This window comes from Streptomyces sp. NPDC001549, assembly GCF_042894025.1.
Taxonomy (GTDB): domain Bacteria; phylum Actinomycetota; class Actinomycetes; order Streptomycetales; family Streptomycetaceae; genus Streptomyces; species Streptomyces kutzneri.
The window spans coordinates 108,888-132,292 of the sequence record NZ_JBIAVJ010000007.1 but is presented as its reverse complement, the minus strand read 5'-3'; the positions used below and the strand labels follow the sequence as shown (position 1 = coordinate 132,292).

At 70.2% G+C, this 23,405-nt stretch carries 27 protein-coding genes; 22 read left to right on the top strand and 5 right to left on the bottom strand.

Features of this window, described 5'->3' with window-relative positions; all coding sequences use genetic code 11:
* The first annotated feature begins 65 nt into the window (after positions 1-65).
* The 6 genes from ACFY04_RS14565 to ACFY04_RS14540 all read left to right on the top strand — a co-directional run bounded on the left by ACFY04_RS14565 (position 66) and on the right by ACFY04_RS14540 (position 4,934).
* Entirely contained in the window at positions 66-1,541 is a 1,476-nt protein-coding gene (locus ACFY04_RS14565; RefSeq protein ID WP_389116722.1) for an RsmB/NOP family class I SAM-dependent RNA methyltransferase, read from the top strand.
* Between the two features lie 308 nt (positions 1,542-1,849).
* Complete coding sequence (rpe, locus tag ACFY04_RS14560) at positions 1,850-2,536, top strand: ribulose-phosphate 3-epimerase (protein WP_389116720.1); 687 nt, start codon at positions 1,850-1,852, stop codon at positions 2,534-2,536.
* 124 nt (positions 2,537-2,660) lie between these two features.
* Entirely contained in the window at positions 2,661-3,674 is a 1,014-nt protein-coding gene (locus ACFY04_RS14555; RefSeq protein WP_030729529.1) for a sugar-binding transcriptional regulator, read from the top strand.
* A gap of 123 nt (positions 3,675-3,797) precedes the next feature.
* A complete protein-coding gene (locus tag ACFY04_RS14550) occupies positions 3,798-4,019 on the top strand; it encodes a CarD family transcriptional regulator (RefSeq protein ID WP_314253348.1) in 222 nt (73 codons plus the stop codon).
* Positions 4,020-4,068: 49 nt separating this feature from the next.
* Positions 4,069-4,503 carry a ribonuclease domain-containing protein gene (locus ACFY04_RS14545; protein WP_389116717.1) on the top strand — a complete coding sequence of 145 codons (435 nt, stop codon included), beginning with the start codon at positions 4,069-4,071 and terminating at the stop codon, positions 4,501-4,503.
* Positions 4,500-4,934, top strand: a complete 435-nt coding sequence (locus tag ACFY04_RS14540) for a barstar family protein (RefSeq protein WP_389116715.1) — start codon at positions 4,500-4,502, stop codon at positions 4,932-4,934. The genes ACFY04_RS14545 and ACFY04_RS14540 overlap by 4 nt, the downstream gene beginning before the upstream one ends.
* Positions 4,935-5,103: 169 nt before the next feature.
* Here the strand turns inward: ACFY04_RS14540 and ACFY04_RS14535 are convergent, their stop codons facing one another.
* The 5 genes from ACFY04_RS14535 to ACFY04_RS14515 all read right to left on the bottom strand — a co-directional run bounded on the left by ACFY04_RS14535 (position 5,104) and on the right by ACFY04_RS14515 (position 8,532).
* A complete protein-coding gene (locus ACFY04_RS14535; protein ID WP_389116713.1) occupies positions 5,104-5,580 on the bottom strand; it encodes a group II truncated hemoglobin in 477 nt (158 codons plus the stop codon).
* 2 nt (positions 5,581-5,582) lie between these two features.
* Positions 5,583-5,906, bottom strand: a complete 324-nt coding sequence (locus ACFY04_RS14530) for an antibiotic biosynthesis monooxygenase family protein (RefSeq protein ID WP_314253357.1) — start codon at positions 5,904-5,906, stop codon at positions 5,583-5,585.
* Positions 5,907-5,979: 73 nt separating this feature from the next.
* Positions 5,980-6,489 (bottom strand): hypothetical protein, encoded by a 510-nt coding sequence (locus ACFY04_RS14525; RefSeq protein ID WP_030729546.1) that lies wholly within the window; start codon positions 6,487-6,489, stop codon positions 5,980-5,982.
* A 55-nt stretch (positions 6,490-6,544) separates the two neighbouring features.
* Positions 6,545-8,269, bottom strand: a complete 1,725-nt coding sequence (locus tag ACFY04_RS14520; protein ID WP_389116711.1) for an FAD-dependent oxidoreductase — start codon at positions 8,267-8,269, stop codon at positions 6,545-6,547.
* Positions 8,266-8,532, bottom strand: coding sequence for a UBP-type zinc finger domain-containing protein (locus ACFY04_RS14515; protein ID WP_389116979.1), 267 nt, complete (start codon positions 8,530-8,532; stop codon positions 8,266-8,268). The genes ACFY04_RS14520 and ACFY04_RS14515 overlap by 4 nt, the downstream gene beginning before the upstream one ends.
* A 330-nt stretch (positions 8,533-8,862) precedes the next feature.
* On the opposite strand from ACFY04_RS14515, the gene ACFY04_RS14510 reads away from it, so the two are divergent.
* The 16 genes from ACFY04_RS14510 (at position 8,863) to ACFY04_RS14435 (ending at position 23,371) form a co-directional block, all read left to right on the top strand.
* Entirely contained in the window at positions 8,863-9,687 is an 825-nt protein-coding gene (locus tag ACFY04_RS14510) for a type 1 glutamine amidotransferase domain-containing protein (protein WP_030388465.1), read from the top strand.
* A 42-nt stretch (positions 9,688-9,729) separates the two neighbouring features.
* The gene (locus tag ACFY04_RS14505; protein ID WP_389116709.1) at positions 9,730-11,376 is read left to right on the top strand and encodes a thiamine pyrophosphate-binding protein; all 1,647 of its coding nucleotides are present in this window, start codon (positions 9,730-9,732) and stop codon (positions 11,374-11,376) included.
* Between the two features lie 43 nt (positions 11,377-11,419).
* Positions 11,420-11,854, top strand: coding sequence for a nuclear transport factor 2 family protein (locus ACFY04_RS14500; protein WP_329104069.1), 435 nt, complete (start codon positions 11,420-11,422; stop codon positions 11,852-11,854).
* A 23-nt stretch (positions 11,855-11,877) separates the two neighbouring features.
* Entirely contained in the window at positions 11,878-12,333 is a 456-nt protein-coding gene (locus ACFY04_RS14495) for a nuclear transport factor 2 family protein (protein WP_382549055.1), read from the top strand.
* A gap of 13 nt (positions 12,334-12,346) precedes the next feature.
* Complete coding sequence (locus ACFY04_RS14490; protein WP_351157529.1) at positions 12,347-12,730, top strand: nuclear transport factor 2 family protein; 384 nt, start codon at positions 12,347-12,349, stop codon at positions 12,728-12,730.
* Between the two features lie 9 nt (positions 12,731-12,739).
* Positions 12,740-14,344: a GMC family oxidoreductase gene (locus ACFY04_RS14485; protein WP_389116706.1), complete on the top strand. Its 1,605-nt coding sequence runs from the start codon at positions 12,740-12,742 to the stop codon at positions 14,342-14,344.
* Positions 14,337-14,948 carry a DJ-1/PfpI family protein gene (locus tag ACFY04_RS14480; protein ID WP_389116704.1) on the top strand — a complete coding sequence of 204 codons (612 nt, stop codon included), beginning with the start codon at positions 14,337-14,339 and terminating at the stop codon, positions 14,946-14,948. Before ACFY04_RS14485 ends, ACFY04_RS14480 begins: the two co-directional genes overlap by 8 nt.
* The gene (locus ACFY04_RS14475; protein ID WP_389116702.1) at positions 14,948-15,385 is read left to right on the top strand and encodes a VOC family protein; all 438 of its coding nucleotides are present in this window, start codon (positions 14,948-14,950) and stop codon (positions 15,383-15,385) included. The genes ACFY04_RS14480 and ACFY04_RS14475 overlap by 1 nt, the downstream gene beginning before the upstream one ends.
* 3 nt (positions 15,386-15,388) lie before the next feature.
* Positions 15,389-17,221, top strand: coding sequence for an AGE family epimerase/isomerase (locus tag ACFY04_RS14470; RefSeq protein ID WP_389116700.1), 1,833 nt, complete (start codon positions 15,389-15,391; stop codon positions 17,219-17,221).
* 37 nt (positions 17,222-17,258) lie between these two features.
* A complete protein-coding gene (locus ACFY04_RS14465) occupies positions 17,259-17,621 on the top strand; it encodes an STAS domain-containing protein (RefSeq protein ID WP_389116698.1) in 363 nt (120 codons plus the stop codon).
* Positions 17,618-19,765, top strand: a complete 2,148-nt coding sequence (gene glgX / locus ACFY04_RS14460) for a glycogen debranching protein GlgX (protein ID WP_389116696.1) — start codon at positions 17,618-17,620, stop codon at positions 19,763-19,765. Before ACFY04_RS14465 ends, glgX begins: the two co-directional genes overlap by 4 nt.
* A 16-nt stretch (positions 19,766-19,781) precedes the next feature.
* Positions 19,782-20,093: an STAS domain-containing protein gene (locus ACFY04_RS14455; protein ID WP_030008825.1), complete on the top strand. Its 312-nt coding sequence runs from the start codon at positions 19,782-19,784 to the stop codon at positions 20,091-20,093.
* Complete coding sequence (locus ACFY04_RS14450) at positions 20,090-20,563, top strand: ATP-binding protein (protein ID WP_389116693.1); 474 nt, start codon at positions 20,090-20,092, stop codon at positions 20,561-20,563. The genes ACFY04_RS14455 and ACFY04_RS14450 overlap by 4 nt, the downstream gene beginning before the upstream one ends.
* Positions 20,545-21,804, top strand: coding sequence for a PP2C family protein-serine/threonine phosphatase (locus ACFY04_RS14445; RefSeq protein ID WP_389116691.1), 1,260 nt, complete (start codon positions 20,545-20,547; stop codon positions 21,802-21,804). Before ACFY04_RS14450 ends, ACFY04_RS14445 begins: the two co-directional genes overlap by 19 nt.
* Entirely contained in the window at positions 21,805-22,560 is a 756-nt protein-coding gene (locus tag ACFY04_RS14440) for a P-loop NTPase (RefSeq protein WP_389116689.1), read from the top strand. It abuts the gene before it with no gap.
* 70 nt (positions 22,561-22,630) lie between these two features.
* Entirely contained in the window at positions 22,631-23,371 is a 741-nt protein-coding gene (locus tag ACFY04_RS14435) for a type 1 glutamine amidotransferase domain-containing protein (protein ID WP_389116687.1), read from the top strand.
* Positions 23,372-23,405: the final 34 nt, after the last annotated feature.

The window sequence follows — 23,405 nt, the reverse complement described above, 5'->3', positions numbered from 1 at the left end:
AGGACCCGCAGAACCGGCACCACCCGTAGCACTCGTAGCACTCGTAACCCCGGAGCACCTTTCTCGTGAGCGAACAGCCCCGTCAGCCCCGACGCAAGCCTGCCCCCGCAGGCGCGGGCGGCAAGCAGGCCAAGCCCCACCGCCGGCCCCAGAAGGACCCCGTCCGGATGCTGGCCTTCGAGGTGCTCCGGGCGGTGGGCGAGCGCGACGCCTACGCCAACCTCGTGCTGCCGCCGCTGCTCAAGAAGGCCCGCCAGGACGAGACCTTCCAGGCGCGCGACGCGGCACTGGCCACCGAGCTGGTCTACGGGACACTGCGCCGCCAGGGCACCTACGACGCCGTCATCAAGGCGTGCATCGACCGCCCGCTGCGGGAGGTGGACCCGCCGGTGCTGGACGTGCTCTCGCTCGGAGCCCACCAGCTGCTCGGCACCCGCATCCCCACGCACGCGGCCGTCTCGGCGAGCGTGGAACTGGCCCGGGTGGTGCTCGGGGACGGGCGCGCCAAGTTCGTGAACGCCGTCCTGCGGAAGATCGCCGCGCACGACCTGGACGGCTGGCTGGAGCGCGTCGCCCCGCCCTACGAGGACGACGCCGAGGAACACCTCGCGGTGTACCACTCGCACCCCAGGTGGGTCGTCAGCGCCCTGTGGGACGCGCTGGGCGGCGGGCGCGCGGGCATCGAGGACCTGCTGGAGGCCGACAACGAACGGCCCGAGGTGACCCTGGTGGCCCGCCCGGGCCGGTCCACGCCGGAGGAACTGCTGGAGGCCGTCGGCGAGGACTCGGCACTGCCGGGCCGCTGGTCGCCGTACGCCGTCCGGATGGCCGAGGGCGGCGAACCGGGCGCGCTGGAGGCGGTCCGCGAGGGCCGCGCGGGCGTGCAGGACGAGGGAAGCCAGCTGGTGGCCATGGCCCTCGCGGCCGTACCGGTCGAGGGCCGCGACGAGCGGTGGCTCGACGGCTGCGCGGGCCCGGGCGGCAAGGCGGCGCTGCTCGCGGCGCTCGCGGCGCAGCGCGGGGCGTTCCTGCTGGCCTCGGAGAAGCAGCCGCACCGGGCCCGGCTCGTGGAGCGCTCGCTCGCGGGCAACCCGGGCCCGTACCAGGTCATCGCGGCCGACGGCACCCGCCCGGCCTGGCTGCCGGGCTCCTTCGACCGCGTCCTGATGGACGTCCCGTGCTCGGGCCTGGGCGCGCTGCGCCGCCGCCCGGAGGCCCGCTGGCGCCGCCGCCCGGAGGACCTGGAGGGCCTCGCGCCGCTCCAGCGCGGGCTGCTGCGCGAGGCGCTGTCGGCGGTGCGGGTGGGCGGCATCGTCGGCTACGCGACGTGCTCGCCGCACCTGGCGGAGACCCGGGTCATCGTGGACGACGTCCTGAAGGGCCGCGGCGCGGGCCACTCCCCGGTGTCCGCGGAACTGATCGACGCAAGGCCCTTCATGTCGGGCGTCCCGGCCCTGGGCGACGGCCCGGACGTCCAGCTGTGGCCCCACCTGCACGGCACGGACGCGATGTACCTGGCGCTGCTGAGGCGCACGGCGTAGCCGAGCGGGTCTCCTGCTCGACCGGGGGCGGGTGGTGGGGCGGGGGCTCCCGCCCCCCGAAGCCCCCGCCGCACTTCGTCTGACCCCGCCCGCCCGGCTCCCGCTCCCCGGAGCCCCGACCCGCCCCCGCCCCCGCTCCTCCGGCCTCGTCGCGCCTTCGGTTTCGTCCGGCCGGATCCCGCCCCCGGGGGTCGCTCTCGTAGCACCCGGTCCCGGCTGTACCGTGCCCGGTGGTCCCGTCCCGTCCCGCGTGGGGCGACTTGCGGGGTCGTGGCCGGAACCCGGTGGGGGCATGGCAGGCTTGGGGCATGGCCGCTCAGATTTATCCCAGCATCCTGTCCGCCGACTTCGCCCGACTCGCCGAGGAGGCGAAGGCCGTCGAGGGGGCCGACTGGCTGCATGTCGACGTCATGGACAACCACTTCGTCCCGAACCTCACCCTCGGTTTGCCGATCGTGGAATCCCTGAGCAGGGCCACGGACATCCCGCTGGATCTTCACCTGATGATCGAGAACCCGGACCGCTGGGCCCCCCAGTACGTGGAGGCCGGCGCGGGCTCGGTCACCTTCCACGCCGAGGCCGCCGCGGCGCCCGTGCGGCTCGCGCGGGAGATCCGGGCCAAGGGGGCGCGCGCCTCGATGGCGCTCAAGCCCGCGACGCCGATCGAACAGTACGAGGACATCCTTCCCGAGCTCGACATGCTGCTGATCATGACGGTCGAGCCCGGCTTCGGCGGCCAGCCCTTTCTCGACATCATGCTCCCGAAGATCCGCCGCACCCGGGAGCTGATCGCCAAGCACGGTCTGGAGCTGTGGCTCCAGGTCGACGGCGGGGTCTCCGCCTCGACCATCGAACGCTGTGCCGAGGCCGGCGCGGACGTCTTCGTGGCGGGCAGTGCGGTCTACGGGGCGGTCGATCCCGCCACTGCCGTGCGCACGCTGCGTGAGCAGGCGGGTGCGTCGATCGCAGCCGCGCCGTGGGCTTGCGACCACTGAACCAAGGGTTGATGAACAGCTCGGTGAACGGGAGCTGTCCAGGCTGATCAACGGCCGTCGGATCTGACAGGATGAACGGCGAGTCGAGAGTGTGAACAGCAGTGAGGAGAGCGCGGTGTCTGCAATGTCGGCGGGACGGTCAGCCCTGCGGATGGGACCCGCGGAGCTGGTGCAGGCGGCGGCCATGGCGCGCCGCTTCTACCTGGAGGGCAAGTCCAAGATCCAGATTGCCGAGGAGTTCGGCGTGAGCCGCTTCAAGGTGGCCCGGGTCCTGGAGACCGCCCTCGAACGTGACCTCGTACGGATCGAGATCCGGGTACCGGCCGAGCTCGATGCCGAGCGGTCGGACGCGCTCAGGGCCCGGTACGGGCTCCGGCACGCCGTCGTCGTGGAGTCGCCAGCCGACGCCACCGAGGACGCGCCCGACCCGGAGAACCTGGGTGCGGTCGCCGCCGATCTGCTGGGCGAGCTGGTCAACGAAGGCGACGTGCTGGGCCTGGCGTGGGGGCGGTCGACCATTCACATGGCCGCCTCCCTGCACCGGCTGCCGCAGTGCACCGTGGTGCAGCTGACCGGTGTGTACGACGCGGGGACCGCCGAGCGCGGTTCGGTCGAGGCAGTACGCCGGGCCGCCCAGGTCTCGGGCGGTGACGCGCACCCGATCTACGCGCCGATGCTGCTGCCCGACCCGGCGACCGCGGCCGCGCTGCGCAGCCAGACCGGGATCGCGCGTGCCTTCGAGTACTTCGACAAGGTGACGGTCGCGGCCGTGTCGATCGGCTCGTGGGAGCCGGGCATCTCGACGGTGCACGACATGCTGACCGACGAGGAGCGGGAGCACTACGCCTCGCTGGGTGTGGCGGCGGAGATGTCCGCGCACCTGTTCGACTCCGAGGGGCGTCGTGTGGGCCGGGACCTCGGCGAGCGGTGCATCACGGTGGAGGCGGACCGGCTGCGGCGGATCCCCGAGGTCGTGGCGATCGCGGGCGGGCTGCGGAAGGCCTCCGCGATCGGGGCCGTGCTGAGGTCGGGGCTGGTGACCAGTCTCGTCACGGACACGGCCGTCGCCGACTACCTCCTCACCGAGTCGGCCCCAGGACTGCGGCCGGCATTGGACCGGGCCGACCCGGACGACTGATGCGGTCTGACCGGGCATGACGGGCCGTGGTGGCCGCTGCTGCCGCCATCGGTGCGGATGGTGCTGGAATTGAGATCCGAACGGCGGACCGCGCGGCGGCCTGCGGGGCGCATACTGGTTCCAATGACAAAGTCAGCAGTACCTCGCCGCCATTTGCCGTCCAGCCCGTTCAAGGCCCCCGTGGAGCAGCCCATCCGGCACTTCAACGTCGGCGACCGGGTTACCCACGATGAGCACGGCCTCGGCCGTGTCGTCGGAATCGAGGAGGGGATCGCTGTTCTCGTCGACTTCGGTTCGGTTCAGAAGCGAATCCTGAGTCCCTACACCAAGATGGCCGCGCTCTGAGGCCACCGGGCGATTCGCGAGCGAATCGGATATTTGGCACGATCGGTGCATGATCTTTCGGAACGTGCCCCGATCGTTGCTGCGTTTGCTGGGGGCCCTGTTCCTTTGTGCCGCGCTGGCCGGTGCGGTGGGTTGTGGCGGGCCGAAACCCGTACCTGCCGCCGCCGCCAGTGCGAGTGCCTCCGTCGTCCCGGGGTGGGCGAAGGGGATGGCCACCGTACGGGCCGACGGGCTGCCGCAGCAGGCCCGTGACGTGCTCGCGCTCATCGACAAGGGCGGGCCGTACCCCTACCGGCAGGACGGCACGGTCTTCGGGAACTTCGAGAAGGCCCTGCCCCAGCAGAAACGTGGCTACTACCACGAGTACACCGTGCGGACGCCGGGAGAGCGTGATCGCGGAGCCCGGCGGATCGTGACGGGTGAGGGTGCGGAGTTCTTCTACACGGACGACCACTACGACACCTTCAAGGCGGTTCTCCGATGAGCCTGGACCCGCAGCCGCTCACCCCGGCGCTCGAAGCCGCCGAAGCTGCGGGCTGGACGACCGTACGGCTGGACCTGAGCGGGGTACGGGGCAAGGCCGAGCTGATGCGGCGGTGCGGGGATGCCTTGCGGCTGCCGGAGTGGGTCGGCGGGAACTGGGATGCCTTGGCCGACGCGCTGCGGGACCTGTCGTGGCTCCCGGGTGCCGGGGGGCGACTGTTGGCCATCAGCTCTTGGCGTGGGTATGCCGGTGCTCGGCCGGGCGAGTGGGAGACGCTGGTCGAGGTGCTGGAGGAGGCCGTGGACTTCTGGCGGGAGCGGGGGCCTGACGGCGGTGGGCCGGAGCTGGTGGTGGTGCTGGCCGAGGCCGGGCCAGGGCCGGTTGCCGGGGCTCCGCCCCGGACCCCGCGCCTCAAGCGCCGGCGGGGCTGAAAGAGCGCCTCAAGCGCCGGCGGGGCTGAAAGAGCGCCTCAAGCGCCGGCGGGGCTGGGGTGGGGCCGGCGGGGCTGAGAGAGTGCCTCAAGCGCCGGCGGGGCAGGCCGGGCCGGGGTGCTTGTGCAGTGGGTTGAGGGGCAGGCGCAGGGCCTGCCCCCCTCTTGCGTCAGTCCTGCGGGGTGTCCGGGATCCAGGGTGGGGTTTGGCCCCAGGACCAGACCGGGATCTTGGCCGCGTCGACCGGGGGCGGGTTGGGGCCCGAGTAGATCAGGGCCATGCGGGTGCCCCACTCGATGTAGTAGGCGAACACCCCCCGGAATTCCGGGTCCGTCGGGAGGCCGACCTCGTCGGCCGTGTCCATCAGCAGGTCCACCCAGCGGCGGCGCTGCTGTTCGGTGATCGCCCGGCCCAGGTGCTTGGTGGCCATGTGCTGGTGGCCGCCGTGGTGGGCGGTGTAGTCCGAGGGGCCGCCGAAGACCTCCGACAGCCAGACCGCGACGTGCTGCGGGTGTTCCGAGTCCATGCCGGCGAAGACCGGGGCCAGGATCTCGTCCTGCAGGGCGTGGGCGTAGAAGGCGTCCGTGAGGCGGTTCATCGCCTCCGCTCCGCCCATCCACTCGTAGATGGTGGGTGTGGTGCTCATCGTTATCCGGCGGCCTTTCCCGTGCCCACGACGCCCGTCACGAGGTAGTGCTGCATCTCCTCGATGGCCGTCACGTACGGACGGATCGCGTTGAAGAAGGCCGGGAAGTGCTCGCCCTTGCGGAACCCGCCCAGGTGGTCCTCGATCGAGGTCCAGCGGATCCGGAGGATGTAGCGCTCCTTCTCCTCGTCGCAGCGGGCCAGCTCGTAGTCGATGCACTCGGGCGAAGCGGCCAGGGACTCGGCGGCCCGGGCGTACGCGTCCTCGAAGGCCGACTGGTCGTCCAATGCGATCCGGTAGCGGATGTATTCGACGGTGGTGGTCATGGGTGCGTGCCTCTCCCTGGGTGTAGGTCGTCGCCAGCCTTACGCGATCACGCGCCGCCGTGGGGCGGATTCGTCATTCGGACTCCGACTTCATGGAGTCGGTGGGTTCGGAGACGTCGGGGCCCTGGGCGCGGACCCGCTGGACCTTGTCCAGGGAGTCGCGCAGCTCGGTCAGCCACTCGTCCGTGTTGCGGCCGACGAGCCGGACGCACCAGGCGAGGGCGTCGGCCCGGCTGCGGGCCACGCCGCCGGCGACCAAGGTGTCGAGGACCTGGCGTTCGGACTGGCGCAGGCGGGTCATCACCGGGACGGCGAGGTGGGTGAACAGGGTCGTCTCCTCACCCACCCGCACGCCCCAGGCAACCTTCCGGCGGTAGAGCTCTTCGGCCTCGCGGGCCACTTCGATGCGCTGTTCGCGGGTGCGTTCGCGGAACTCCTTGACCGATTCGGTCGCCGGTATGACGCCGACGACCGTGATCTCCTCGCGGTCGAGGGTGACCGAGTCCAGGGACTCGTAGACGTCGACCGGCAGGCGCTCGGCGAACCACGCGCGGAGCTGTTCGCTCTGTTCGGCTGTAATCATGTAATCAACGTTGCATCCGTTGCGGCCTTGATCGCAAGGCTCGCGGCGTTCGCTCTCAGCCCATCGAGCGGTAGCGGTGGATCAGCGAGACGGCCATCGCACCCTCGCCGACCCCCGAGGCGACCCGTTTCACCGAGTGTGCGCGGACGTCGCCCGCCGCGAAGACTCCGGGGACGCTCGTCTCCAGGGGGTACGGGGCGCGCTCCAGGCTCCACTCGGCCGGGAGTTCGCCGCCGTTCGAGATCAGGTCCGAGCCGGTGAGGACGAAGCCGTACTCGTCGCGCTCGACGACGCCCGCGAGCCAGTCGGTGTGCGGGCGGGCGCCGATGAAGGTGAACATGAAGCGGGCCGGGATCTCGGTGTCCTCGCCCGTGTCCGCGTCGTGGAGGGTGAGGCGTTCGAGGTGCTCGTCGCCGTCCAGCCGGACCACCGTCGTACGCACCTTCACCTCGATGTTCGGGGTGCGGTCGATCTCGTCGATCAGGTAGCGGGACATGCTCGCGTCCAGGGAGGCCGCGCGGACCAGGATCGTCACGCGGGCGGCGTACTTGGCGAAGTGCACCGCCGCCTGGCCCGCGGAATTGGCCCCGCCGACGATGAACACGTGCTGCGAGATGCAGGCCGAGCTCTCCGTGGTGGCCGCGCCGTAGTAGAGACCGGCCCCCTCGAAGCGGTCCGCGCCGGGGGCGTCGAGGCGGTTGTACGAGACCCCGGTGGCCAGCAGCACCGTCTCGGCGGAGATCTCCGTGCCGTCCGCCAGGGTCAGGATCTTGGCCGGGTCGTCCCGGGTCAGCGAGACCACCTCCACGGGGTGCAGGATCTCGGCGCCGAACCGGGAGGCCTGGATGGTGGCCCGGCGGGTCAGGTCGCCGCCCGAGAGGCCCGAGGGGAAGCCGAGGTAGTTCTCGATCAGGCTGGACGTGCCCGCCTGGCCGCCCGGGGCACGGGAGTCCAGCATCAGGGTCGACAGGCCCTCCGAGGCCGAGTAGACGCCCGCCGCCAGGCCCGCCGGGCCCGCGCCGACGATGACGCACTCGTAGTGCGGGCGGGAGGCGGTGGTGGCCAGGCCCAGGCGCTGGGCGAGCTGGGTGTCGGTCGGGGCCGAGAGGACCGACCCGTCGGGGAAGCGGACGAGGGGGAGCGCCCCGTCGGGCTGGGCGGCGATCAGGGTCAGCGCCTCGGGGTCCCGCTCGACGTTGAGGAAGCGGAACGGCTGGCCGTTGCGGGTGAAGAAGTCCCGCACGGCGTGTGTGCCGGGGGAGACGAGGTGACCCGCGACGATGATCCCGTCGTACGCCGGCCGGTAGGTGGCCAGCCAGTCCGACAGCAGGTCGTCCAGGACCGGGAAGAGCCGCTCGTGCGGCGGGTCCCAGGGCTTGAGCAGGTAGTAGTCCAGCCGGACCCGGTTGATGGCGGTGATCGCGGCGTCGGTCTCCGCGTAGGCCGTCAGCAGGACGCGGCGGGCGTCCGGGAAGCGGCTGACCGCCTCCAGCAGGAACTCGACGCCGGTCACGTCCGGCATGCGCTGGTCCACGAGGAACAGCGCCGGGTCGTGGCCGCGTTCGTCGAGGGAGTCCAGGATCTTCAGGGCGTCGGCCGCCGAGGAGGCGCCGAGCACCCGGTAGCGGTCACCGTAGGCGCTGCGCAGGTCGCGGCGGACGGCGCGCAGCACCTGCGGGTCGTCGTCCACGGCGAGGATGACCGGCTTCTTGTGCTCCGCGCGTTCGGCGGCCGCGGCCGCCGAGGTGGTGGCGGCGGAACTCTCCGGGGCCGCGCTCATGCCGGGTCCAGCATCAGCTGGTCGGCGTAGCACCAGGCCCAGTCCTCGCCGGGCTCGTGGGAGGCCGCGATGGCGTGCTCGGTGCTCCGGTAGTGCCGGGTGGCGTGACGGTTCCTCGACGAGTCGCAGCATCCGACGTGCCCGCAGCTGAGGCACATCCGCAGGTGCACCCAGGTGTCGCCGGCGATGAGGCACTCCTCGCAGCCCACGGCCGTGGGTTTCACCGGACGTATCTGATCGATGTGTGTGCACAACAGGTCCATCGTCATCGTCCCCGTCCCTCTCCTCGTGCTCTTGCCCGTGCTGTCGCTCGCGCTGTCGCCCGTGCTGTTGCTCGTTCATCGAATCGGCTCGTGCGCCTGTGATTCACGGCGCGTCCAGACGATAGGGCGGAGCCACCGGAATGGTTCATCGATTCGGCCGAAGTCAGGTAGTCCTGAAGCTACTTCATGACGTCTGCGGACGACTTCCTGAGGTGCCGCCACGACCTGGCCCGCTACCTCACGAAGTCGCATACCAGCGCTTTGACGAAGCCCCCGGGCGCGGCCAGTGTGGGGGACGCCAACGACAACAGGCGGCGCCTGGAGGAATACGTGAGCAGAAAGATTCTGGTCATTGTCTCCGAACATGGTTACTGGGCCGAGGAACTGATAGGCCCCGTATCGAAGTTCGACGAGCGGGGCTACGAGGTCATATTCGCCACGCCGACCGGAAAGCGTGCACACGCTCTTCCGCCGAGCCTCGACGCGAACTACATCGATCCCCCGCTGGGACGCTCGGTCACGACCGAGGAGAACGCCCGGCTGGGGCGTGAGTTCGAGCAGTCGAGCCGGCTGGACTCGCCGCTCGACATCGAGGCGTGGGTCCCCGAGCGTCCGTACACGAGCGACGAGGGCTATCTGCCCAAGCTGGAGCAGTACCACCGCGATCTCGACCAACTCGACGCCGACATCGCCGGGTACGACGCGATCCTCATCGTCGGCGGCAGCGGCCCGATCGCGGACCTCGCCAACAACGAGCGCGTGCACGCCCTGATCCTGGCCTTCCGGAAGGCCGGCAAGGTCGTCGCCGCCGAGTGCTACGGCGTGGCCTGCCTGGCCTTCGCCCGGGACTGGGGCGACCGCAGGAGCATCATCTGGGGCAAGCACGTGACCGGCCACTGCAAGGAGTACGACTACAAGGACGGCACCGGATTCCTCGGTACCGACTTCAACATGGGACCGCCGCCGTATCCGCTGGAATACATCCTGCGCGACGCGACGGGCCCGCGCGGCGCGTACCACGGGAACTTCGGCAAGCCGGTGTCGGTCATCGTCGACTTCCCCTTCGTCACCGGACGTTCCACCCCCGACTCGTATCTCACGGGGCAGAAGATCGTGGAAGTCCTGGAGGACGGACTCACCCGATACGGCTGGTGATCCCGGAGGCCGCAGGGAAATAGGAGAGTTGAGGGGGAATTCATGGAAGCCACTCCCGGACGGGAAAGGCTGATCGAGCAGTTCAAGGCCGACGGCCTGAATGTGATGTTCGGAAATCCGGGGACGGTGGAACAGGGATTCCTCGACGCGGTGGACGCGGCGGAGGACTTCCACTACATCCTCGCCCTCCAGGAGACCGTGGCCGCCGGCATCGCCGACGGGTACGCCCGGGCGACCGGCGGCGCGGCCCTGCTCCAGCTGCACTCCGGCGTCGGCCTGGGCAACGGCATCGGCATGCTCTACCAGTCGCTGCGCGGCCACACCCCGCTCGTCGTGGTCGCCGGCGACGCAGGGGTGCGCTACGACGCCATGGACGCGCAGATGGCCTCCGACCTGGTGGCCATGGCCAAGCCGGTGACCAAGTACGCGACCCGGGTCACCGACCGGCACTCGGTCCTGCGCACCATCCGGCGAGCCGTGAAGATCGCGCTCACCCCGCCCCGCGGGCCCGTGTTCGTGGCGCTTCCCATGGACGTGCTGGACGAGCTCAACTCCGAGCCCGTCCTGCCCTCCACGGAGGTGCTCACCGACGTGGCGCCCTCGCCGGCCTCGGTGGGGCGGGCGGCCGAGCTGCTCGCCTCCGCCGAGCGGCCGATCGTCCTGGTCGGGGACGGGGTCGCGCTCTCCGGGGCGCAGAACGAGCTCGTCGCCGTCGCCGAGCTGCTGGGCGCCGACGTGTACGAGGTCGACTCGTCCGAGGTGAACATCGCGGCCTCGCACCCGCTGCGGCGGGGCCAGACCGGGCACATGTTCGGCCCGCACAGCAAGGAGCTCGTCGGGGACGCCGACGGGGTGCTGATCGTCGGCACCTATGTCTTCCCGGAGGTCTTCCCCGAGCTGGAGAGCCCCTTCAGGGCGGGCGCCAAGGTCGTCCACATCGACCTCAACGCCTACGAGATCGCCAAGAACCACCCGGTGGACCTGGGCCTGGCGGCGGATCCCAAGCAGGCGCTGCGCGCGCTGGCCGGCGTACTGGAGCGGAGCCTCGGCCCGCAGCGGCGGGCCGCGGCGGCCGCGCGCCTCGACGTACGGACCCGGGAGCGGGTCCGCGAGGTGCGGGAGGCGCGGTCGGCCACGGACGACGGCACGCCGATGGCCGTCTTCCTGAAGACGCTGGCCGAGCGCACCGGCGGGGACCTGATCGTCTTCGACGAGGCGCTGACCACCTCGCCGCTGGTCACCCGGTACCTGCCGGCGGAGCGCCCCGGCGACTACCACCTCACCCGGGGCGGCTCGCTCGGCGTGGGCTTCCCGGGCGCGGTCGGGGCCAAGCTGGCCCGGCCGGAGCGGCTGGTGGTCGGTTTCGCGGGCGACGGCGGGTCCATGTACACGTACCAGGCGCTGTGGACGGCGGCCCGGCACGGCATCGACGCCAAGTTCGTGGTGTGCAACAACCGCAAGTACCGGCTGCTGGACGACAACATCGCCCAGTACTGGCGGGAGCGGGACATCCCGGAGCACGGCTTCCCGGGCTCCTTCGACCTCTCCCACCCCGAGATCGACTTCGCCGGGCTGGCCCGGTCGCTCGGCGCCGGCGGGATGCGCGTGGAGAAGCCGGACGAGGCGGTTGCCGCCGTGGGCCGGATGCTGTCCCACCCCGGACCGTTCCTCGTCGACATCCAGATCTGACAGCCATCCGACGCAAGGCCCCGTACGGACAGGAGGAGACCGCATGCCCGCCGAGCGGCAGCTGACCGAGGACGCGATCCGCAGTTTCGCCGAGAACTGGTACGTGGCGCTGGACCAGCACGTGGGTCTGGACGACGTGCTCGCCCTGATCACCGAGGACCTGGAGTTCAAGGTCCCCGAGGACACCTTCCTCGGACACGAGGGATTCGGCCGCTGGTACGCGGCCGTCACCAACCGCTTCTTCGACGAGGTGCACACCGTCACCAAGGTGGAGCCCGTCATCGAGGGCGACCGGGCGGTCGTCCGGGTCCTCGTCAACTGGCAGGCCAAGATCTGGGACCCGCCGGCCGCCCGCAGCCAGTGGCTCGGCTTCGACGCCGACCAGACCTGGACGGTCGTGGCCGGTCCGGACGGACCGCTGATCAAGCAGTACACCGTCAACGACCTGGCGCCGATGCCCGGTTCCGGCTCGCTCTGAGCGCCGGCGAAGGAGAAGCGACGATGACCGAAGTGACACGGGAGCGGGTCGAGGCGGCCTACGCCGCCCTCGGCTCCGGCGACCGGGCGCGCATCCTGGACTACTACTCCGAGGACCTGCGCTGGCTGGTGCCGGGCAGCCACCCGCTGGCCGGCTGGTACGAGAGCCTGGACGCCTTCCTGGAGCTGATGGGGCAGACCCACAAGCTCACGGGCGGCACCTTCCGGATGGACATCCAGGCGGTCCTCGTCGGCGAGGACTGCAGCGCCGACGTGTGCCGCAACGTGGCCCTGCGGGACGGCGCGGACGAGACGAGCACGTCCCCGTACGAGCGGATGGACTACCCGGTCTTCCACTTCATGCGGTGGCGCGGCGGCCGGATCGTCGAGGGCCGCGACGGGCTCTTCGGGGACTCGGCGACCGCCTTCAGCCAGTTCTGGGCGCCGTTCGCGCCGGACGGAACCCGCAGGGACCGATAGGGGGTTGAGCGCGATGGACCGACACGAGAGCCACACCGAAATCCTTCGGAAGTACTACGAGTACGCCAACGCCGGGGACTGGGACCGCTGGTGCGACCTGTTCGCCGACGACCAGGTGATGGACGAGCAGCTCGCCGGCCACATCGAGGGCCTGGACGTGCTGCGCTCGATGATGAAGGGCATGGGCACGATGTACCGGGTCTTCCGGAACGAGCCCGTGCACTTCGTCGTCGACGGCGAGAAGGCCGCGGCCGTCTCGCACCTGACCGCGGTCAGCGCCTCGGGCGAGGCCATCGAGGCCGAGGTCATGAACTTCTTCCGGATCGTGGACGGAAAGATCGCCTATATGGCGAACTACCACGACACGGTTCCCTTCCAGGTGCTGAGCCAGGGCTGAGGGGGATCCGTGAGCGTCGAAGAGTACGACTACATCGTCGTGGGATCCGGCACCGCCGGCAGCGTGCTGGCGGACCGGCTCTCCGAGGACCCCGAGGTCTCCGTCCTGGTCCTGGAGGCGGGCGGCTCCCGCATCCCGCCCGAGGTGGACGACCCGTCCTCCTGGTACAAGCTCCTCGGCGGGCCGGTGGACTGGGGCTACACCAGCACCCCGCAGCCCGGACTCGACGGCCGCCGTACGTACGAACCGCGCGGCAAGGCCCCCGGCGGCAGCAGCAACCTCTACATCATGATGCACATCCGGGGCCACGCCTCGGACTTCGACAACTGGGCCTATCAGGGCGCCGCCGGCTGGTCCCACGAGGACGTGCTGCCCTACTTCGCCCTGCTGGAGGGCCAGGAGGACGCCACCGCCGCCACCACGGGCACCCGAGGCCCGCAGCGGATCACCAACGCCGGGCGGCACGGCCCCAACCCGGTCTCCCGCGCCTTCATCGACGCCGCCGTCGAGCTGGGCCACCAGGAGATCGACGACTTCAACACCGACGGCCCCCGGCGCGGCCTCTTCGGCACCGGCTGGCACCACATCGACGTGGCCGACGGCCGCCGCCAGGGCGTCCTCGCCGCCTACCTGGAGCCGGCGCTGCGGCGCGCAAACCTGACCCTGCGCACCAACGCGCAGAGCACCCGGCTGCTGTTCGGCGGGGACACCTGCACGGGCGTCGAGTACGTCCAGCTGCGGGCTCCCGCCGAGATCCCGGGCCGGACCGTCCGGGACAGCCACAGCAGCGCCGCGGCGCCCGGGCCGCACACCGTACGGGCCCGCCGAGAGGTGATCGTGGCGGCCGGGGCGATCGAGTCCCCGAAGCTGCTGCTGCTCTCCGGCATCGGCCATCCCGAGCAGCTGCGCGAGCACGGTATCGAGGTCACCGCGGCCCTGCCCGGGGTCGGCGAGAACTTCCACAACCATGTCCTGACCGGACTGATGGCCGAGGTCACCCAGGAGCTCCCGCCGCCGGCGCAGAACCTGTCGGAGAGCGCTCTATTCCTGTCCTCGCAGCCCGGGCTGCCCGCCCCCGACCTGCAGATCGCCTTCGTCCACGTGCCGTTCGACGTGATTGTCGGCCAGGACCACCCCAACACGGTGTCCATCCTGCCCGGAGTCGTACGGCCCGTCTCGCGCGGCTGGATCAAGCTGGCGAGCGCCGACCCGCTGGCCCACCCACTGATCAACCCGAACTACCTGGGCGACCGGTGGGACCTGGAACGGATGGTGCAGGGCGTCAAGATCGCCCGGGAGATCTTCGCGACCTCCGCCTTCTCCCCCTGGTACAAGCAGGAGCTCCAGCCCGGCCCGGGCTACGCGAGCGACGACGACCTGCGGACCTTCGTGAAGCAGAAGTCGGAGAGCTACCACCACCAGGCCGGCTCCTGCCGCATGGGCATCGACGACCTCTCCGTCGTCGACCCCGAGCTGCGGGTGCACGGCGTACGGAACCTGCGCGTGGTCGACGCGAGCGTGATGCCCGCGGTCCCGTCCGGCAACTGCCACACCGCCATCGCGATGATCGCCGAGCGCGCGGCGGACTTCCTGAAGGGGGCCTCCCGTGTCTGACGTGGTGCTGCGCGAGGGCGCGCTGTCCGGGACCCGGATCGCGGTCCTGGTCGAGAGCGACTACTACGAGCCGGAGATCTTCTACTACCAGCGCCGCTTCGCCGAGGAGGGTGCCGAGGTCGACTTCCTGACCCGGCTGTGGGGCAACGACTCCATCACCTTCACCGGGCACGAGTACCGGGCGCCCTTCACGGCCACGCAGTCCCTGGAGGGACTGGGCGACGCGGAGCTGCGCCGGTACGCGGCGATCATCGTGCCCTCCGGCATGGTGGCCGACCGGCTGCGCTACACCGAGGACGTGGACGTCCTCGCCCCGGCGACCGAGCTGCTGCGCCGGGCCTTCGAGGAGCCGACGGTCCTCAAGGGGATCATCTGCCACGGCATGTGGCTGGCCTCCTCGATCCCGGACAAGATCCGCGGCCGCAAGGTGGTCTGCCACAACAACCTCATCGGTGACGTCCGGAACATGGGCGGGGAGTACGTCGACGAGGACGTGGTGGTCGACGGGGACCTGGTCACCGGCCGCACCGGAGCCCACCACCACCTGTTCGCCCGCCGGATCATCGAACTGATCGCGGCCGGCCGGGGCCGGGGAGCCGGCTGATGGCCGCCGGGCTGCGGTGGTCCCACGTAGGACTGAACTGCACGGACCAGAAGACCACCGAGGAGTTCTACACCCGGTACTTCGGCTTCGCCCGGGCCCGGGTGGTCGACCTCGGGGAGACGCAGATCGTGTTCCTGCGCAAGGGGGACGCGTACCTGGAGCTCTTCGCGGCCGGCGGGACCGGACCGGCCCGCCCGGCGAACGACGACGGCCCGCAGGCCCCCGGCCGGATGCGCCACCTGGCCTTCCAGACCGACAGCGTGGACGCGTTCCTGGCCGAGCTGGGCGACGCGGCGGAAGTGACCCTGGGACCACTGGACTTCGACGACTTCATCTGCGGCTGGCGGACCGTGTGGGTCCGCGATCCCGACGGGGTCATCGTCGAGGTCAGCCAGGGATACGAGGACGACGGCTCTCACGACAAGGACGGTGCGTGACCCATGGCTGACGCCGTGACCTTCTCCTTCTCCGACACGATCGCGGGATACGTCACCCGCTTCGACTCCGGGGCCCGGCTGCTGAAGCTGAAGACCTCCGACGGGCGCGAGTTCGACGTCTCCCTCGCCGGAGACCCCAGCGCCGAGCTGGTCCGCAACCTGGACGAGCCCTACATCGACGCCTCCGGGCACATCGACGAGATGCTCTCGCCCGGACGGTTCCTCTTCGTCTACGGGGTCCACTACCCGGAGCGCGGCGGACGCTTCGACGCCAAGCGCCTGGTCTTCCTGGGCCGCGGGGCCGAGGACTACCGCTTCGAGGAGCCCAGCTGGTGGATCAAGCAGATCGAATCCCTGGCCGACTTCTACAAGCGGGCGCAGTTCGGCGACGGGCCGGTGGACTTCACCGAGTACCGCACCGAGATCCGGCTCGGCGGTGACAAGACCGCAAGCCACGTCCAGGAGACCGACACGATCTCCCGCCTGGTCTACGGCATGGCCTCGGCCTATCTGCTGACCGGCAAGGACGAGTACCTGGAGGTCGCCGAGCGCGGCACCGAGTACCTGCGCAAGCACATGCGGGTCGTGGACAGCGAGGAGGACGTGGTCTTCTGGTACCACGGCATCAGCGTCGACGGGGACAGCGAGCGCAAGCTCTTCACCTCGGAGTTCTCCGACGACTACGACGCGATCCCGATGTACGAGCAGATCTACGCGCTGGCCGGCCCCATCCAGACGTACCGGGTCACCGGTGACATCCGGATCAAGAACGACGCGGACGCCACCATCCGGCTGTTCGACAAGTTCTTCTTCGACCCGGAGCAGGGCGGCTACTACTCGCACATCGACCCGATCCTCTTCAGCGCCGACCACGAGTCCCTCGGTGAGAACGCCGAGCGCAAGAACTGGAACTCGGTCGGCGACCACGCGCCCGCCTACCTGATCAACCTGTACCTGGCGACCGGCGACCAGAAATACGCCGACTTCCTCGAGTACACCTTCGACACCATCGCGGACAAGTTCCCGGACTACAAGAACAGCCCCTTCGTCCAGGAGCGCTTCTTCCGCGACTGGTCGCACGACACCGCGCACAGCTGGCAGCAGAACCGCGCGGTGGTCGGACACAACCTGAAGATCGCCTGGAACCTGATGCGGATGAACTCGCTGAAGGCCAAGCCGGAGTACGAGCAGCTCGCCAGGAAGATCGGCGAGATCATGCCGGCGGTCGGCAGCGACGTGCAGCGCGGCGGCTGGTACGACGTCGTCGAGCGGATCAAGTCCACCAGCGAGGACGGGCAGGAGGCGTACCGGTTCGCCTGGCACGACCGCAAGGCCTGGTGGCAGCAGGAGCAGGCGATCCTCGCCTACCTCATCCTGAACGGCACGGTCGGCGGCGACGCGAACGTGCGCGAGGCCCGCCAGGCCCAGGCCTTCTACAACACCTTCTTCCTCGACCACGACGAGGGAGCCGTCTACTTCAACGTGCTCGCCAGCGGTACGCCGTACCTGCTCGGCACCGAGCGGCTCAAGGGCAGCCACTCGATGTCCATGTACCACTCGGCGGAGCTCTGCTACCTCTCCGCCGTCTACAACAACCTGCTCATCAACGGCCGGGAGATGGACTTCCACTTCCAGCCCGACCCGACGAACCTGCCCGACCGCGTCCTGCGCGTCTCGCCCGACCTGCTTCCCGCCGGTTCGGTGCGGATCGCGTCCGTGGAGATCGACGAGAAGCCGTACACCGACTTCGACGCCGATGCCCTCACCGTGCGGCTGCCCGACGTGCAGGGCCGCGTGAAGGTCAAGGTCCGGCTGCGTCCAGCGGCCAAGAAGTAGCGCTCAACGGGGGGCGCCCCAACCAGAGGGGAATGCAATGACTCTCAACGTCAAGGAACGCCGGAACAAGACGGGCACCGTGCTCGTCGCCACCGGCGAGATCAACAGCGAGACATCCGGCTCGCTGCTCCAGGCACTGCTGCCGCTGGTTCGCGAGGGCAAGCCGCTGAAGATCGACCTCACGGCGGTCTCCTACGTTTCCAGCGCGGGCCTGCGCACCCTGCTCGTGGTTTACCGCGAGGCGCAGCACGCCGGCGTCGCGGTCACCCTCTACGGGGTGAGCGAGGAAGTCCGGTTCGTCATGTCGGCCACCGGGTTCCTCGACTTCTTCGAGACCGGCGAGGCCGTCGCCGCGGCGGCCAAGGCCAAGGCCAAGGCCAAGGCCAAGGCCGCGCGATGACCGAGACCCGGTCCGAGCAGGTGCTGCGCGTCGACGCGTACCCGACCCACGAGGTGGGCGGGTACCGCGTCCGCGCCGGCAAACCGTTCCCCTTCGGGGCCAACGTGGTCCCCGGCGGGGTCAGCTTCTCCGTCTTCTCCGACCAGGCCACCTCCATGACCCTGGTCATCTTCAAGCGCGGAGAACCCGAGCCGATGGCCGAACTGGAGTTCCCCGAGGAATTCCGCACCGGCAGCGTCTTCGCCATGACCGTCTTCGGCCTCGACCACGAGAACATCGAGTACGGGTACCGGGCCGACGGCCCCTACGACCCGGTCACCGGCCACCGCTTCGACGCCCGGCAGGTGCTCTCCGACCCGTACGCCCGGCTGATCGCCGGCCGGGACGTGTGGGGCGTGGAGCCGGACCGCAGCCGCGGCTACCAGTACCGCTCCCGCGTCTGCCTCCAGGACTTCGACTGGGGCGACGACACCCCGCTGGGCATCCCCGCCGAGGACCTCGTCGTGTACGAGACCCACGTGCGCGGCTTCACCCGGCACCCCTCCTCGCAGGTCACCGCACCCGGCACCTTCGCGGGGCTGCGCGAGAAGATCCCGTACCTGAAGGAACTCGGGATCAACTGCATCGAGCTGCTCCCGGTGTTCGAGTTCGACGAGAGCGACAACCCGCGCACCAACCCGGAGACGGGCGAGCAGCTCTTCGACTACTGGGGCTACAACACCGTCTCGTTCTTCGCGCCCAAGGCCGGCTACGCGGCCACCGGACGCTACGGCATGCAGGGCGACGAGTTCCGCACCCTGATCAAGGACCTGCACGCGGCCGGCATCGAGGTCATCCTCGACGTCGTCTTCAACCACACCGCCGAGGGCAACGAGCAGGGCCCGACGATCTCCTTCAAGGGGCTCGACAACGCCACGTACTACATGCTCACGCCCGAGGGGTACTACTTCAACTTCAGCGGCACCGGCAACACCGTCAACTGCAACCACCCCGTCGTGCGCAACTACGTGCTCGACTGCCTGCGCCACTGGGTCGCCGACTACCACATCGACGGCTTCCGCTTCGATCTGGCGGCGATCCTCGGCCGGGCCCTGGACGGCACCCCGCTGCCCAACCCGCCGCTGCTGGAACTGCTCGCCTACGACCCGGTCCTGCGGCACACCAAGCTCATCGCCGAGGCCTGGGACGCCGGCGGCCTCTACGAGGTCGGCAACTTCCCGGCGTACGGCCGCTGGGCCGAGTGGAACGGCAAGTACCGCGACACCGTGCGCAGCTTCCTCAAGGGCGACCCCGGCGTCACCGGCGAGCTGGCCACCCGGATCGCCGGCTCGCCCGACCTGTACGCCACCCGCGGCACCGCGGCCTCGGTCAACTTCCTGACCGCGCACGACGGTTTCACCCTCGCCGACCTGGTCTCCTACAACGACAAGCACAACGAGGCCAACGGCGAGAACAACGGCGACGGTGCCAACGACAACAACAGCTGGAACTGCGGCGCCGAGGGACCCACCGACGACCCGGAGATCAACGCGCTGCGCACCCGGCAGATGAAGAACGCCCTCGCGATCCTCTTCACCAGCCAGGGCATCCCGATGCTGCTGGCCGGGGACGAGGTCGCGCGCACCCAGCAGGGCAACAACAACACCTACTGCCAGGACAACGAGCTCTCCTGGTTCGACTGGGACCAGGTCGACGACAACGCCGAACTGCTCCGGTTCACGCGGGAGATGATCGAGTTCCGCAAGCACCACGGCGAGCTGCGCTCCACCGCCCACCCCACCGGGCAGGTCCGCGAGCACCTGGGCCTGCCGGACATCAGCTGGCACGGGGAGCGGGCCTGGCAGCCCGACTGGTCGGCCGAGAGCCGGCTGCTGGCGGTGGCCCGCTGCGGCACCGGCGACGACGACGTGGTGTACGTGGCCATGAACGCGCACTGGGAGTCGCACGACCTGGAACTGCCCGCCCTGCCGGGAGGCCGGAGCTGGCACCTGTTCGCCGACACCGGGGCCGAGGCACCGTACGACATCCGCACCCCCGGGGCCGAGCAGGAGCTGGACAACGCCGGGAAGTACCTGATCGGCCCGCGCTCGGTCGTGATCCTGGTGGGCCGCACGAACGACCGCGACGACCTCGACACGCCCTGACCGAAGGAGACCTGACATGCCGCTTTCCGTGTCCCTGAGCATCGAGGGCGACACCACCGTGATCGAACTGACGGGCGAGCTGGACGCCAAGACCGCGCCGGACTTCCACCGGACCATCGAGAAGGCCGCCGGCCACGGCACCCAGACCGTCGAGATCAGGATGGCCGGCGTCGGCTACATGGCCAGCGCCGGACTGCGCTCCCTGGTCTTCGCCCAGCAGAAGGTCGCGAACGACGTCACCATCAAGGTGGTCGGTGCCATCGAGCCCGTGTCCCGGACCATCCGGACCGCCGGGCTCGACCGGAGCATCGTCCTCTCCGATGAGTGACCACCGTGACTGACATGGCCGAACTGGCGAGGACGTCCTGCGTACTGGAAGTGCCCGCAACGGTGGGGGCACTGGGCGAAATCGCCTCGTTCGTCCTGCGGCTGGCCGGAGCGGCGGGCCTGAACAAAGGCGCCACCTACCGGCTCCGGCTGGCCGTGGACGAACTGGCCACGAACGTCGTGATGCACGGGTACCGGGGCGGCGACGGACGGATCACCGTCCGCGGCCGCTCCGGCCCGGGCGGGGTGCAGATCGTCATCGAGGACACCGCACTCCCCTTCGACCCCGTCGAAGGCCGCCTGCCGCCCGCCCCCGGGGTCCCCCCGGAGCAGCGGCGGATCGGCGGCCTCGGCATCCACCTGGCGCTGACCAGCGTGGACGAGTTCGGCTACGCGCACAGGGACGGCCGCAACATCAGCACCCTGACTGTGAAGGCTGAGGGGACGGACCGATGCCCTCCACGACCGTGATCATCCTCGACGTGTACCCGCCACCGCCGCCCGAGCTGCTCGACGCTCTGCGGACGATGGACGCGGCACTCGTCACCCGCTCCCTGACGGAGCTGCGCGAAGGCGCACTGGAACTGCTGCCCGTCGCGGACGTGCTGCTGGCCCCGGCCGAGTCCGACGGGGAGGCGGTACGGATGGCCGTACGCCGGCTCCGCCGCTGGGCCGGGGCCCCCATCGTGGTCGTCTGGGCCGTGACGGAGTTCGCCGCCCTGGAGGAGCACGTCCGGATCGGGCACGACTACCTCGTACCGCCCTTCCTGCCCGCCCTCGTCGGGGCCCGGCTGCACAGCTGCTCGGAGCGCGCCGGACTCGGCCGCACCCTGCGGGAGGCCGACGCCCGCGCCGAACTCATGGGCTACGAGAAGGAACTGGAGATCGGCCGGGAGATCCAGGCGGGCTTCCTGCCCGAATCGATGCCCGTCCCCGACGGCTGGGAGATCGACGTGCGGTTCCGTCCCGCCCGGCAGGTCGCCGGAGACTTCTACGACGTCTTCGAGATCTCCCGCGGCCGCCGGCTCGCCTTCGTCGTCGCCGACGTCTGCGACAAGGGAGTCGGAGCCGCGCTGTTCATGGCGCTCATCCGCTCCCTGCTGCGGCACACCGCGCAGAACAGCGGCCTGCAGCACCTGGTCGCCGCCGGACGCGCCGGCGGCAGCCGCCGGATCCCGGTCGTCGGCGCCACCCCGCTGCTCAACGCGGTCACCGCCACCAACGGCTACCTCACCCGCAACCACCTGAGGCAGGGCTACTTCGCCACCCTCTTCTTCGGGGTCCTCGACCCGCTCACCGGCAGCCTCGTCTACATCAACGGCGGCCACAACCCGCCCCTGCTGCTGCCCGCCGACGGCAGCCCGCCCGTCGCCCTCCACATCACCGGACCGGCCGTCGGGATCCAGCCCGACTGCGTCTACACCCTCGGCTACGCCCAGCTCGACCCGGGCGACACCCTGTTCGCCTTCACCGACGGAGTCCCCGAGGCCCGCTGCCCGAACGGCAGCTTCCTCGGCGACGACCGGATGCTGGAACTGCTCGCCGGGCCACCGGTCAGCGGCAAGGACGTGGTCGACCGGATGGACCTGGCGGTGCGCGAGCACACCGGCACCGCCGAACAGCACGACGACGTCACCATGCTGGCCCTGCACCGGCCACGCGCGGCGCGGGGGCCGCGCGCGGACGGTGCCGGCACCCGGGTGGTGGCCTAGATGACCCGCACCATCGTCGTGCACTCGCACCGCGGTGGGACGGGCAAGTCCTCGGTACTGGCGAACCTCGCGCTGCTCCTCGCGGCCGAGGGACGCCGGGTGGGGGTGGTCGACACCGATATCCAGTCACCCACCCTGGACCTGCTGTTCCGCCTGGGGCCCGGCCCCTCCCTGACCGACTACCTGCTCGGCCGCTGCGAGATCGAGACCACCGCCCAGCAGACGGGCGCCGGTTCCGGTCGGGGGGGCCTGTACGTCGTACCGGCCCGGACCGGGACGGCCGCCCTGCGCGAGATCATGGCCGGGGGCTACGACGTGGGGCTCCTGCCGGAGGGCTTCGACCGGCTGGCCGCGCACTACGCCCTCGACGTGCTGCTGCTCGACACCCACGCCGGGCTCAACAACGAGTCGGTGACCGCCATGGCGAGCGCCGACGTACTGATGATCATGGCGCGGGCCGACCGGATCGACCTCTCCGGGGTCGAGGAGACCATCGCCCTCGCCGGGCGCCTGACCTGCCGGCGGACCCTGGTACTGAGCATGGCCCCCGAAGGCATCGACCGGGAAGCGGCCCGCCGGCGCTCCGAGGCGGTCTACGGGGCGCCACTGGCCGGAATCCTTCCCTACTCGCCGGAAATGGCGGCTCTGTACGGGGAACGCATATTTGCCGAAGCTCACCCCGACCACCCCCTGGTCGGTGAATTCCGCACCATCATCTCGGCGTTGGACGCACGTGACGAAGTATCGCGGGCCTGACGTCATCCCCCTTACGCCCCCTGCGGGTGGCGTGTTGAATCGGCAGCGAATCCAGAACAAGGAGAGAATCATGAAGATTCTCGTCGTCATGACGGCCAAAGCCACACTGCATCTGCTCGACGGTGAACAGCACCCCTCGGGATTCTGGGCCGAGGAATTCGTCGTGCCCTTCACGCTCTTCAAAGCAGCCGGCCACGACGTGGACGTGGCGACGATCGGAGGCCGGGCGCCGACGGTCGACCAGACGAGCATCGACCCCCAGTTCCTCCAGTGGGTCCGCCCCCAGGGTTCGCCGGACGAGGACGCGGCCAACGCCGCCGAGTACGTCCGGGTCATCGAGAAAACCCCCCAGCTGAGAGCCCCCGTCGCACTGGAGGCCCTCACCGAGAAGGACATCACGGACTACGACGGGGTGTACGTCAGCGGCGGTCACGGCGCCATCGGTGACCTCCCCAAGTCCGACGAGCTCGCCCAGATCCTGCGCTGGGTCATCGCGCAGGACAAACCGCTCGCCACCGTGTGCCACGGCCACACCTCGCTGCTCGCCCTGCGCGACGGCGAAGGCCGCTGGCCCTTCGAGGGCTACCGGATGACCGCCTTCTCGCACAGCGAGGAACTGGTCACCAACATGGCCGGCCGGCTCCCGCTGATCCTGGAGGTGGAACTCACCCGGCTCGGCGCCCGCTACGAGAAGGCCGAAGCCATCTGGGACTCGCACGTGGTCGTCGACCGCAAGCTGACGACCGGCCAGAACCCCTACTCCTCCAAGGCCCTCGCCGAGACTTTCCTACGGCAGCTCGCGAAGGGCTAGCACCGCCCCCCCGCACCCGAAACCGGAAGGCAGC